14 protein-coding genes are annotated in these 12823 nt (G+C 46.1%); 8 read left to right on the top strand and 6 right to left on the bottom strand.

The window, feature by feature from the left end; all coding sequences use genetic code 11:
- The first annotated feature begins 173 nt into the window (after window positions 1–173).
- From MARGE09_RS14320 to MARGE09_RS14310, 3 genes are all read left to right on the top strand, one after another.
- A complete protein-coding gene (locus MARGE09_RS14320) occupies window positions 174–1415 on the top strand; it encodes a ribonucleotide-diphosphate reductase subunit beta (RefSeq protein ID WP_236982970.1) in 1242 nt (413 codons plus the stop codon).
- 68 nt (window positions 1416–1483) lie between these two features.
- On the top strand, window positions 1484–1729 hold the full coding sequence (locus MARGE09_RS14315; protein WP_236982968.1) for a hypothetical protein: 246 nt from the start codon (window positions 1484–1486) through the stop codon (window positions 1727–1729).
- Between the two features lie 152 nt (window positions 1730–1881).
- Window positions 1882–2784, top strand: coding sequence for a GGDEF domain-containing response regulator (locus tag MARGE09_RS14310; RefSeq protein WP_236982966.1), 903 nt, complete (start codon window positions 1882–1884; stop codon window positions 2782–2784).
- Between the two features lie 9 nt (window positions 2785–2793).
- Here the strand turns inward: MARGE09_RS14310 and MARGE09_RS14305 are convergent, their stop codons facing one another.
- Both MARGE09_RS14305 and MARGE09_RS14300 read right to left on the bottom strand, forming a co-directional pair.
- Window positions 2794–3471, bottom strand: coding sequence for an ion channel (locus MARGE09_RS14305; RefSeq protein ID WP_236982964.1), 678 nt, complete (start codon window positions 3469–3471; stop codon window positions 2794–2796).
- A 152-nt stretch (window positions 3472–3623) separates the two neighbouring features.
- Complete coding sequence (locus tag MARGE09_RS14300) at window positions 3624–4160, bottom strand: hypothetical protein (RefSeq protein WP_236982962.1); 537 nt, start codon at window positions 4158–4160, stop codon at window positions 3624–3626.
- A gap of 476 nt (window positions 4161–4636) precedes the next feature.
- Here MARGE09_RS14300 and MARGE09_RS14290 point away from each other — a divergent pair, with 476 nt between their 5' ends.
- The 5 genes from MARGE09_RS14290 to MARGE09_RS14270 are packed head-to-tail and all read left to right on the top strand — an operon-like array spanning window position 4637 to window position 9183.
- Window positions 4637–5083: a type IV pilin protein gene (locus MARGE09_RS14290; protein ID WP_275068723.1), complete on the top strand. Its 447-nt coding sequence runs from the start codon at window positions 4637–4639 to the stop codon at window positions 5081–5083.
- A 2-nt stretch (window positions 5084–5085) separates the two neighbouring features.
- Complete coding sequence (locus MARGE09_RS14285; RefSeq protein ID WP_236982960.1) at window positions 5086–5652, top strand: pilus assembly FimT family protein; 567 nt, start codon at window positions 5086–5088, stop codon at window positions 5650–5652.
- The gene (locus tag MARGE09_RS14280; protein WP_236982958.1) at window positions 5630–6094 is read left to right on the top strand and encodes a hypothetical protein; all 465 of its coding nucleotides are present in this window, start codon (window positions 5630–5632) and stop codon (window positions 6092–6094) included. The genes MARGE09_RS14285 and MARGE09_RS14280 overlap by 23 nt, the downstream gene beginning before the upstream one ends.
- Window positions 6095–6101: 7 nt before the next feature.
- Window positions 6102–6866, top strand: a complete 765-nt coding sequence (locus tag MARGE09_RS14275) for a PilW family protein (protein WP_236982956.1) — start codon at window positions 6102–6104, stop codon at window positions 6864–6866.
- A gap of 13 nt (window positions 6867–6879) precedes the next feature.
- Window positions 6880–9183 (top strand): hypothetical protein, encoded by a 2304-nt coding sequence (locus tag MARGE09_RS14270; RefSeq protein ID WP_236982953.1) that lies wholly within the window; start codon window positions 6880–6882, stop codon window positions 9181–9183.
- 129 nt (window positions 9184–9312) lie between these two features.
- Here MARGE09_RS14270 and grxD read toward each other — a convergent pair whose 3' ends face one another.
- From grxD to MARGE09_RS14250, 4 genes are all read right to left on the bottom strand, one after another.
- Window positions 9313–9636: a Grx4 family monothiol glutaredoxin gene (gene grxD / locus MARGE09_RS14265; RefSeq protein ID WP_236982951.1), complete on the bottom strand. Its 324-nt coding sequence runs from the start codon at window positions 9634–9636 to the stop codon at window positions 9313–9315.
- Between the two features lie 79 nt (window positions 9637–9715).
- On the bottom strand, window positions 9716–11173 hold the full coding sequence (locus MARGE09_RS14260) for a PAS domain-containing sensor histidine kinase (RefSeq protein ID WP_236982949.1): 1458 nt from the start codon (window positions 11171–11173) through the stop codon (window positions 9716–9718).
- A gap of 4 nt (window positions 11174–11177) precedes the next feature.
- The gene (locus tag MARGE09_RS14255; protein WP_236982947.1) at window positions 11178–12425 is read right to left on the bottom strand and encodes a cyclic di-GMP phosphodiesterase; all 1248 of its coding nucleotides are present in this window, start codon (window positions 12423–12425) and stop codon (window positions 11178–11180) included.
- 115 nt (window positions 12426–12540) lie between these two features.
- A complete protein-coding gene (locus tag MARGE09_RS14250) occupies window positions 12541–12765 on the bottom strand; it encodes a hypothetical protein (RefSeq protein WP_236982945.1) in 225 nt (74 codons plus the stop codon).
- Window positions 12766–12823: the final 58 nt, after the last annotated feature.

The raw sequence follows: 12823 nt of genomic DNA, 5'->3' as shown, positions 1-12823 counted from the left end.
TTGTGTTTTAAAGTGTTGGTGACTATATTGATCGCAACTGCAGCAAGAGCGCGCTTCGATAGCCCTTTATAGTTTTTACTCCTTTTAAGCTACCAAGGCAGACATCAACTAGAGCAAGCACCTTGCACACTAAAGCAGACCCTCATCATTAGGCAATTACAGGATTACCCATTATGTTAAGTTGGGACGAGTACGGCGACGATACAGCAACTGAAACCAAGCCAACCCCGAAGGCTCCGGCAAATGCTGCCCCCCCAAAAGCACAAGTTTCAGCTGAAATAGAAAGCACTGCATCCTCGGCACCTAAAGCTGCACTTTCGGATAGCGTTCGCGAAGCACAAGAAGCTATCGCCAATCTTGACCCGACCCCAGGGCTTGAAGAGCTTGAAATGGGTGCCCAGCGCGTACAAGTTGACGACAAACGCATGATCAACTGCCGCGCAGACCTGAACCAACTTGTTCCCTTTAAGTACGAATGGGCTTGGCAAAAATATCTTGATGGCTGCGCAAACCACTGGATGCCACAAGAAATTAACATGACGCAAGATGTTGCAACATGGAAAAGCAAAGATGGCCTTAGCGACGACGAGCGCCGCATCATTATGCGCTCATTAGGGTACTTCTCTACAGCCGACTCCCTAGTAGCCAATAATCTAGTGCTGGCTATTTACCGCCACATTACATGCCCAGAAGCCCGTCAATACTTATTGCGCCAAGCATTTGAAGAAGCCATTCACACACATGCCTACCAGTACTGCATCGAGTCACTCGGTATGGACGAAGGCGAAGTCTTCAATATGTACCGCGAAGTACCTTCTGTTGCTAAAAAAGCGGCATGGAGCATATCGCACACAAGTGGCATTATTGACCCAACGTTCAAAACAGGCACGCCAGAAACCGACCAAGAGCTTCTGCGTAATCTTATTGGCTTCTATGTTGTCACCGAGGGTATCTTCTTCTATTGCGGGTTTACGCAAATCCTATCTATGGGCCGACGCAACAAGATGACCGGCGTTGCCGAGCAGTTTCAATACATTCTGCGCGATGAATCGATGCACCTTAACTTTGGCATCGACGTCATCAACCAAATTAAGTTGGAAAACCCACATTTATGGACTGAATCATTTGTTGAAGAAATTACACAGATGATTCTTGAAGGTACTGAGCTAGAAATCAATTACGCACGCGACACCATGCCCCGCGGTGTACTCGGCATGAATGCAGGTATTATGGAAGAATACCTTCACTTCATCGCCAACCGCCGATTAGCACAACTTGGCCTGCCAGAAGCCTACCCAGGAGCGAAAAACCCATTCCCTTGGATGAGCGAAATCATGGATTTGCGCAAAGAAAAGAACTTTTTTGAAACGCGTGTGATCGAATACCAAACAGGCGGCGCCCTTAGCTGGGACTAACCCCAGTAACGCCCTAACACTTAGCGAACTGACACTGACCGAGCACCGCTCGGTCTTCCGGAGGATATATGAGCAACCGCAAAGCCCCCGAACGCCGCAGCACCATTGATACCAGGCAAGATAATAGCGACCTCAATATTGCAATTACTGAATTGCACCAAACGATTGTGCGATTAAACAAAGTTATTGATCGAGTAAAACCCGAGCAGCGACTTAATGCCAAGCTTGGCCCGCAAGAACTCAACGCGGACCACGATGCTGCATCTGACGAGCTTTGCCTTGCCAGCCTCAATATCCCCAAAGTTTTTCACTAAGCGCCACCCCTAAACACAATTGAATGCGCCAACAAGCCGCCGCTTGCTTGGCGCTGCTGTGACCTCATACAAATTCTGACAAAAAAGAAGCAAAGCACTAAAAGTTTTCTATACTGAGTTAAGGTTAATGTCACCACAAGGACCCCATCCAAATGACCCGAGCCTTAGTTGTCGACCAAAACGTTGAGCGCGCTAAAAATACCGAGTTTTACCTCCAGCAGGAAGGGTACAAAGCCGCCATTACAAGACCTGGCAAACCCTGCAAAGCCAACTGCGACACTCAGCTTCCTGACATTATCGTACTCACCGTTGATAACTGGCAAGACCAGACAATCAATACACTTATCGAGCTTAAATCGGCGACAAAAACAAAATCGGTCCCCGTCTTAGTTATAGCCTCCTGCTCAGACCCCCAAACGCTAATATACAGCCTCGACTTAGGTGCGCACGAATGCGTACTTGAACCAACGGAGCCTCAAGTATTAGCTGCGCGCATACGCTCAGTACTGGCAATTAGCGAGCGACAAAAAAAGCTAGAACTCGCCAACAAAGAGCTTGCTCAACTCGCATCAACAGATGCATTAACGCATGTGTATAACCGGCGACATTTTTTCACTCAAAGTCACGCAGAGTTTGCACGCGCTAAACGCTACAACCGCGGCCTTTCCGTTATTATGCTCGACATCGACGACTTTAAATTAGTTAACGATAGGTACGGTCACGCCGCTGGCGACATGGCATTAGTGAGCCTTGCCGAATGCTGCCGCAGCATCGTTCGCGAATCAGATATAGTCGGTCGACTTGGCGGCGAAGAGTTCGCTGTTTGCTGCCCAGAGGCCGATTTAGAAGGCGCTAAAATAATTGCCGAGCGCATTAGAGGTCAGTGTGAGCAAACACTTTTAAACTATCAAGAGCAACACTTTTGCATCACCGTCAGCCTTGGGGTGACACGCCTAAACACTGAAGACAGCAGCTTTGAAAGCATTATGCAGCGCGCCGACAAGCTACTGTACAGCGCCAAAGATCAGGGTCGAAACTGCGCGATTGCATGCTAGTAAAAAACATTATTTAGCATGCAAACTGACCAAGCGCGCCATCAATACAGCAATATAAAACTGCCCCACCATCGCCTGAACAGCCGCCCAAGCCTGCGAAACCTTATGGACAGGGACAATATCGCCGTACCCCAAGGTCGATAAGGTCACCATACTGTAGTAAATAAAAAAGCCCATTATCTCCCTGCCCGCCACATCGACAAGTTCAACGCCGGACGAAACCGCAAATGCAGAACCATAAAATAAATTGATATTGGCATAAATAGCGGCCCAAATAAGCCCCAGCATTAAATACACACACATCGACGCCAATATCACATTGGTTGTAACTTTTTGGGCGCCTAGAATATAGCGCAACAAAAAAAATACAATAATGCCCAAAAAAACGATCGAGGTTAAATTATCAAGATAAAAGGTAATTTCACTATGCTGACTAAAGTGATCGAGCCATATTGTACTGACCGTTGGAATAAGCAGAATTGCCGTTGGCAGCAAGAACGTTTTGGGGCCTGTAACAGAGTACATAGCGGCGATAAGCACAAACGAAAAACCCAACTTCCACACCACATCAAACAATGGCGAACCATCAAAATAAGGCGGAATTAAAATAGCCGCAAATAAACACGCCAACAACCATCCAAAACGAAACTCATTAGTCTCCTTGTTAATCCCAACATTCAACAACACGCCAAGCCTCTTCAGAAAATTTTGGCAAGAGAATACCACAAGCGCTTTGACAACAACCCACGCCAGAACCCAAAAAGCCTTTGCGATAGACAAAGGCTTTTTGGGTTCTGGCGTGGGCTAAGCCCACCACTATCGCTAGCGCACTGGAATCACTACTGCAAAGTGGCGATCACTGGGTATTCAGTAGCAGCGGCTGTAGGCTGCTCGCGATAAAATAAGTTTACAACTGCTTGCATCACTTCAACTTGAGCACCAGCGGTGTGGTCATTACTTTTAAGCACATCGATAACAAACTGTTTGCGCGCGTTCCAATTCAGCTGCTCCTCCTCTTCAAGCAAGCCTTCTATTGGGCTGCAGGTGAAATGACGATCCACGCAGGCAGCAAAAAATAAGTTTTCTACCCAGTTGGATGTAAACCCCCAGTGGTCGCAATACAAGTTATTACCGGCACATAGAATATTGAGCTCGTTACAGACTTGATCGGGGTATTTACCGTACATCCTTACGGCTTCTTTAATATCATCATCCAGTTCAGGGGAAAACCGGTCACTCATTGGTCTAATCCAAGCTTGATAGTGCCGGCCATTAGCCAAAGACAACGCCACCTCAACGGGGTAGCTCGTAGAATTAAAATCAGGACAATTGATCGCTAAGAAATTAACAGCTGTAGTTGATGATATTAAGCTCATAGGTCATACCCTTTTATTGTTGTTCTCTATCAATATGTAGTTGAGACTTCCTAGCACCACAAGCATGGCGCCAATACCTTGGTCGTTTTGTGACAAACTGCACAACCGCTAGCAAAGTATGCATCAAATAGTAATATCAAAACAGCAAAACCCATACTAAAACATTAATTTTAAAGCCAATAAGTCGACATTCTGTCGCTTCAGCCCGCACAACACACACCGCCCGTCAAAAAAGTGCATTTCAGTTGCGACAAAGCGCCACTTATCGTCGCTAAAGCGCCAATTTTTTGGTCTAGTGTTACATTAGTTCTAAGAATTAAGTTTTTATACTTCGGTGACTAATAGCATAATCTGCCGAATGCCGACGAGGGGTACCTGAAAAGCCTCTGAAGTAGCGTCAGTTTTTAGGCACACCACCGTCGATATTGAATGAACAAACCGCCATAACAATCATAAACGTTTGGAGCACAAGCAACATGCCGCTAAAAGGCCACACCAAAACAAAAGGGTTTACATTAATAGAGTTAATGATCGCCATTGCGATTATTGGTATTTTGGCGAGTATTGCTCTGCCTTCTTATCAGGCTTATGTCGCAAAAAGTAAATTACGGGCAGCGCAGGCTGATGTAGTGGCTTTATCGCTAGCGATCGAAAATGTTTATCAGCGTACGCTTTCGTACCCAGTGCTAACCAATGCTGGCCTAGCAGACATCAAAGATAAATTTACAAGCTGGAGCCCTTCATCCAAAGCGGCTGAATTTGTTTTCACCGTAACCTCAACAGCCACCACATACACCATATCTGCGGCTCCGCCTACAGGCACATCCCTCGCCGGCTGCACGCTAGGCCTGAATCAAAGCAACGCAAGGACATTACCATCAAGTAGCTGTAAATACTCCCCTGGCAATGATGAGTGGCTGTAAGCATGAATAAAGGTTTTAGCTTAATCGAGTTACTCATCACCATTGCAATTATTGCTTTTCTCGCCATGGTGGCGTTGCCGATGACAAGCGCTTGGATTGATGGGCCTGATGTAACGCGCACGCAAACTAACTTTACCCGCGCTTATAGCCTTGCTAAGAATATTGCTATTCGTGAAGGTACAGCGGTGCCCGCCACTGGCGCTACATCAGCACTTTGCATTAAAACAAATGCGGACGGCGATCGGAGTGTGAGTGTAAGAAAGCAATCTAAGGCTGTTGGCGAGGATAATCGAGTCGCAGCAGACTGCAGTGATCTCACCCCCCAAGAGAAAATAGATCACGAAGTCTTCACCGCAGAGCTTCGACCTGACGTAGATATCCAGTACGGCGCAGCGGGCGCACTGATCGACTTTACCTGTGCATGCTTTACAGGTAATGGCGCAATTGCAGATACGGACTCAACCACCAACTGCAAAGCGGTAGACGACTGTCTTGACGGCAGCGTCGTCAACAATACTCAATTCACTTTTAATAAAGGATCCGTCAATGAAACTGCCACGCTTTTCTAAAAACGTAACAAACATGCGTCGTACTCAACGCGGCGATTTTTTAATTGAATCTTTAATTGGTGTTTTATTGATTGGGATTGTGGGTGTTGGTATTGCTCGAACTGCAGGCAAAGTAGCAGAGGTACAAACTCAAACTCAAGAGCAAGCTCGCATTATTACCACTCTCGAGGGAATAGCCTCTGGAGGGCAACTAACTAAAATTTGCGGGGGAAGTGATAGCTTAGGTATTGCCAACGGCAAACACACCAAAAACCTAGAATACAAAAGCGATTTAATCTGCGATGGCGCAACCGGCCAAATTAAAACCATTGAAATAAATATGGGCGGTATTACGATTGAAACAAAACAACCCCTTGTCATGGCGGTATCGTTCCAGGAGGGGCCTAGTGACAACCTTAGCACCTCGTTACTTCAAGTCGGGCAAGTAAGTCAAACTCAATAGAAACCCTATGAAAACACTAAATTGTATTGCTCATAATAAGCGCTGTGCGCCAAAAAAACAGCTTGGCGCAACTCTCATTGGCCTAATGATTGGGTTACTTGTTTCCATGATAGGGATACTGGGCAGCCTGTCTCTTTACAAAACACTCACTAAAACCAGCGTTGATGCCACCTTTGATACAAAGCACGACGGTAACGCAGCGTTGACGTTATCACGTTCGGCGTATGAAATTCAAAGCGCTGGGTTTGGCCTGAAGGAAGTGGAAGCTGGTGTAGTTAACCCCCACCTAAGTATCATTGATGCACAACAACTCGTTTGGCGAACCGGCGGCGTAATAAACTCAGAGGCTGCCGACGTTACCTGCAAAAGACTAAGGGAAATAGAAGCGACTGCTCCTGATATTAAAGCCGGGGTTTTAGGCCGTAAATTGATACTCGAAACCACTGACAACAGTGTTACTGCCACATGTGACGACATATCTTTACTTTCGGGTGTAGCTTGGGATGATGCTGAGGTGGAAATTTTAAACATCACTGTTTTGTCTCGCCTAAATACAGCCTATACCAAGGCCGGCGACTTAGCCCTCATTGCCTTTAAACTTCAAGATACTGATGGGCTGCAGGCATGCTCGCCATACGGCATGGTCCCCACAGAAGACCAAACCAAGCTAATTCGAATATCCCATTTTTCCAGCACCGACATTAACCAAAGTACAAACCCAACCGTGCGCTCACTTTCACATGATGTTTGCATCGGCAACTCGGTTTTATAAATAGGTATTGATCATGAACCTTCAAACAATAAAACGACAACAAGGCATTGCTACAGTACTCATAGTACTTTTAGTAGGCGTTGCATTATCGGCATCTACACTTGGCGTTATTTACTCGGTTAAATCCACCCAGAATAAGCAGGTAACATCTCACGCCTCATCTAATGCTCAGTCTGCAGCATGGGCTTTGGCTGAGGCTACCCGTGCTTATTTAATGAAATTAGAACCTGCCGAATTTGACAATTTAAGAGCTGAAGTCGACGCTGCCGGTGCTGCAGGCTTAGAAATACCAATGACCTTAGACGGCCCACTCGCTCACCTAAGCAAATCGAAAGTCATTGCTAACTCTAGCTATACTGATCCTGTTAGCGGGAAGCCTCACATTGAAATAACGGTTAATGCCGTTGATTCTGTATCCAAGTCTGCAACCACTTTAAACGTGGTTTATGCCATTGTTGCAGGCTCTGCTGGAAAGCAATGTTACCCAGAAGGTAAAAACCGATTTAATGGCGATGTGATCGGACAAAACATTGATTTCAAAATGACAGGCGACCTTAACGAGATAATCGTAGATGGCTCTTATGGTAGCGGCGATAGCAATCTACACTCAATCCGCGGTATTGAACGATACAAGGTTACTGGTGACTTATCTCTCAGTGGATCCGGAAATGATTACGCCCTAACAGAACTTCAAGCCAACGGCAGCATCCATATTGATATTGCTTCAACAAATATCGATGAAAAAACACCTATAAGTGCCGGAGGAGACATTACAATCGCGGCTGCCAATGCAACTCTAGGAACGGTTGTTGCTGGAAACAATATTAATTTGAGCATACACGAAGGTAGTGCCATAAATGTACAAGCTGGAGTAAAAATTCTAGGTAAGATCAAAGGGGTTGTTCTTACAGCGGATGGCTACAGAGTAAATCCCGTTGAACCTGGCTCACCACTTGGTGCCATTAACTTCCAAAGTAGCGCTACCATCTCAACCGTTTTAAGCCGTGCGGATTTAAGCCTGGGCAATAATTTAAAAAACCTCAATAATACCTACAGCTTAAATGATGTTTTATTTAACACATACAGTGGCACCGTAGATGAAACTATAGCCGCTCGATCGATAATATGCACATCAAGCCCCACAATCGCAAAAGCAGAAGCTGGAAAGAGCATTGACAACTGCGCTCCCATTCCCGATGCCACTAACGTGGAAACAGATCCTGAGGTTAAAACAACCGTAGAAACCAAGATGATCAAGTATGTCCCGCTAGATCTACCGCCCAGTTTGATTGCTGACGCCGATAGCTACAAAGCAAATTATGCCTTCCACCGAGTAGGCACAGTAAATCACGTAACCGTTCAAAACATTAACGGCTTAACCGAGACAGCAAAAACCTATAAATTACTTGACGACAATACACTTGAAACACTTGCTGGCGAAAAGACTGGGTTTAATATCTGTGGTAACGCCACTGAAAAATGTATTGATTTTAATGATGAAAGTAGAATTTTAGAAAGTGATGATACGCGCGCACCAAGAACAACCGTAGACGACAGAGGCGTCATAGAAGCTATCGCCCCTAAAGGCTTGTGGACCATAACAAAGAAAACCGCAAAACTTGCTCCTGGGGTTTACTATTTTGATAGGGACCTGCTCATTACCGGTATAAATGATAGTAACTTTTTGACTACGATAATGAGTGCAGGGCATATTATGCAAACAGAGGAGGTTCGCCTTTTAGCGATTAACGCGGTGCCAGAAGAGGTCTTGTGTCTCAATCAAAATCTGTCTGTGGACTATAAGCAGCATATTGCTGATGTCAATATCACACCAATAGCTACCGAAACCTACTATCCACTGCAGAATGGCGTTGTTCCATATCCAACGAATTACTGCAAGATTACAAATGGTTCTTTGGCAAGAGATTCAAGCCCAGATGAAGATTTTGTCGGTCAATTCGCACTAATGGCGGGGCAAGAGAACAACGACGAAGATCCAGTCTCTTACCAAGGAGGGAATATATATTTCACCTCCTCATTAGGAGTATTTGGAAGGGTGATTGCCGGTAATACGATTAAGCTTGAGTCACCGGATGGCCTCAAAAAGTCCAATGCACAGATTTTTGGGCTAATAGGCTCTGAGGCAAGAGCGGCTGGTATTGATAATGCCCAAAATGACTTAACCGGCACCATTGATGTTCATACAGACTTTTATACCGAAGTCCTCAACAAAGGAGATCCTGATGGCGGTGGCGAATGCTCGCCAAACGATGCTGTTAAGCCCGCTAGTACACTAATCTGGTCACGCTACAGGTAAAAAGAGAAATACAAACCCACAAAAAAAGCCCGCATATGCGGGCTTTCAAGTTTTGAAACATTACAAAATCGCTTGGCAATCAGTTATTTTGCAATACCTGCATTCAAATCCAATTAACCTATTTTCGCTCTACGCTTCGTCTGGAACAGCCGCTTCAATCGTCTTTTTCAGCTCACCGTTCTCACTCATTTCCATAATAATGTCGCAACCGCCAACAAGCTCGCCGCCCGCCCACAACTGAGGAAAGGTTGGCCAGTTGGCGTATTTTGGCAAGTTTGCGCGGATGTCTGGGTTAGTCAGAACATCAACGAACGCAAAACGCTTGCCGCAGGCCATAACCGCTTGTGATGCCTTCTGCGAAAAGCCACACTGTGGTGCGTCTGGTGAACCCTTCATGTACAAAATCACTGCATTATCAGTAATTTGCTGTTTAATTGTGTCCATAATATCCATAGAAAACCTCGCTATATCTTAGTAAATTGCTCAAGTATTGCCGTGCATTTTAGGGGATCGCGCTAGGCCATACAAGCGATCAAGCGCTTGACTCTCTATATTGCAATGGCAGAATCACAACAAACTCGCTGCCGCTGTTATATTCACTATGGACAGTAATTTCACCTTGTAACATTTTTACCAATTCGCCAACTAGCGCCAAGCCTAAGCCGGTGCCGGTAATACCAGCGTTTTGGGCCTCGTCAATTTGGGAATATTGGTTAAACAGCTTGTGCTTTTGAGCTTCAGGGATGCCTACGCCGGTATCTGCCACACTCAGTTGCATCACGTCTTTAAGGGCGCTAAGCGTTAATGTGACAGAGCCTTCGCGAGTATATTTAATTGCGTTAGACAGCAAGTTAATGAGAATCTGGCGTACCTTTTGCCGGTCCGACCTTAAGGGGGGCACCCCCTGCAAGTCGATATTAAAAGTAAGGTTTTTAACTGTGGCTAACGACTCTATTTGCGGCAAAAAACTTTGGCACAGCTTACCAACGTCAAACTCGTCAATATCCAACCCCATAAAGCCTGCTTCTATTTTGGATATGTCCAATGTATCGGTAACAAGCTCGTTTAATTGAAAGCCGGCATTACTTATGGCCTGTACGTTTTTGTACTCGCGGTCAGATAGCTTCGCCTTCGAGCGGGCCAATAGTAAGTCACTAAACCCCATAATGGCGTTAAGCGGGGTGCGTAATTCGTGTATCATTTTTGCGTAAAAATCACGGCGTGCTATACGCTTTGCCTCTTCTAGCTCTTCACGTGCACGCTGTTGATGCGTCACATCAAAGGCAAAAGCGATAACCGAAGGCTCCGCCGCAGGGCCGCTTTGGTTTAACGCTAAAAAGTGCCACTTAATAAAGCGCTCGCCTAATGCAACCACTGGCGAATCTAGCCCGGTGTCCGCTTCAGGCACTCCATCGCTATTAGCACTCGCCAAACATAATCCGCATAATGTTTCTGTATCGGCGGGCAAAGCTTCAGATTGCCCTGCGCCATCAAAACCCACACTAACCATTAAGTTTTGCATCGCTGCATTAGCAAATAAAATTTGCCCTTGCGCATCAAACTCCACCATTGGCCCCGGGCTTAATTCGACAAATTGCGCAAACTTTTCAAACTCCGCGTGGTTGTGTATACGCTCGCGATTATCCAGCAAGCTCCATGCAACATAACCAGCACAGTCACCCGATAATACTGTAGCGCGCACATCGACAGATAAATAATCGCCCTGCCCACTACACCAAAAAACGGACTGCCACTGAGCATGCTTATGCGGTGCATTAAATGGGCAATGCTCCAGTGAGTGACTGTGACCACGCGCATTAACACAAAGCCTCTCGTGCGCATTATTACCCAAACAATCTTTATCGTTCCAGGTAAGGATCTCGTGTGCCGCAGGCGAGAAACACACCAATAACCCAGCCTGATCTACTATAACGACAGGATCTGGCCAAAAACTGAGCATATTATTCAAGCAAGCAGCTGCTGCGTTCATACAGTTAAGGCGTCACAAAAACCAATAAGCCAAATGGGTCCACGCGACTATCAGCTGGGTCCAATAACGATTTAATCGACCGCCCCTCCTCTGCCTGCGTAACACACGCTTCAACCGGGTTATCTAGCGCCTTTCCGCTACCATCATAAATAATTTTTATTCGCGTGGTGTGTGCATGCTGATCGTGCTCAACCACAATGCCCTTTTCACCACTTTCAAGCAGCACGGCACTTGTTACCGGATAAACGCCCATCATGGAAATAAAAGCCGTCATCGCTTTACTGTCGAAAGCGCCTTTTTTGGTTTCTTTATACAGCAGCTGCAGTGCGTTTCTGGGAAGTAAGCCAGGCCTATCTTGCAGTTGATGAATGCGCTCGTCATAAGCGTCCGCAATAGCCAGTATTTGGCTCAGGGGGTGAATATCGCCACCTTTTAAGCAATTGGGGTAGCCCGTACCGTCATTGCGCTCGTGATGCTCTGCAATAATACGGCCCACAAGCTCAGGTAAATTAGAGCTTTGCAGCATATTCAGGCCTATATCAACATGCCGTGCAATAAGCTGCTCTTCGTTGGCGGTATATTTTGTACGCTTGCCCATCAGGTTTAAAGGCAGATGCTGCCAGCCCGCCTCGTGTAATAAGGCAGCCAAACCCAGCGCCTGCAGCTCTTCGGGCGAGTGTTTTAGCGCTACTCCCATATTCAGCGCTATACAAAAAGTGCTAAAAGCATGATCTGCTAGTTTTTGTGATTTTCGGCTTAAATGCACAAGGCTCATTAAGGCTTGGTTATTTCGATTTAGGCTGGCCAAAGTCTCATCAACAAGTGGATCAACAACTTTTACATCGATAGCCTTATTTGCATCGAGTGCTTCAAATAATTGGCTTGCGACTTGCTTTACTTGCTCGGCAACTTTTTGGGCAGCGGCAAGCTCAACGGCAACACTAGGATCTCTTGGTTTGGTAGCCTTAACAACGGCAGGCTCAGGGTTACGATTTGAGGCCTCTTTGCTGACATCATCGCGGCTAACCCCAGCTACATATTGCGGCGATACTTTAGGTGCGGCGCCACGCTCGGTGTCAATCACTAGCGTTTTCACCCCTGAGCGGCGTAAAGCATCAATATCTTTGAATGATTTTATTTTTCGGGAGTGCGTTAAAAAAGGACTATTAATCCAAGGAACATCAAGCTCCACTACGAACATGCCTACAGACAAATGCTCTAACGGAATAGATTGGCGATGCACTTCACTCATGGGTAACAACTCATAACATTCACTTAATGAGTATAGCTAGCCCTCGTTTACATCTTCAAAAAAACACCGACACTTTTGGTATGGAAAAGCAATTTACTATGCCAAACAAGCGAGGTTATACCTCTTCGTCAACATGCTGTATCCCGCGTCGATCAACACCCGCCCGCATTTCAAAGGCGCCTCTATGGCGAAAGCTATTCTTACGGCGGTCCGTCTTCTGACGGCGGTCTTTACGTGGCGTATCAGATTGGTTTAAGCGCGATGTTACCGGCTTAACGCGATGCACTTTTAAAGTACCACGCTGAGGCGCAGGCGGTTTCACTGGATCGATAGGGATCATGTAGCCTCCTATTCTTGCCAACTACGTTGTTAAGGTTTACACAGTGTAACGGCTGAAA

The sequence above is a fragment of the Marinagarivorans cellulosilyticus genome (genome assembly GCF_021655555.1).
GTDB classification, from domain to species: domain Bacteria; phylum Pseudomonadota; class Gammaproteobacteria; order Pseudomonadales; family Cellvibrionaceae; genus Marinagarivorans; species Marinagarivorans cellulosilyticus.
Note: the sequence above shows the minus strand (reverse complement) of the source record. Positions and strands in the feature narration are given on the sequence as shown.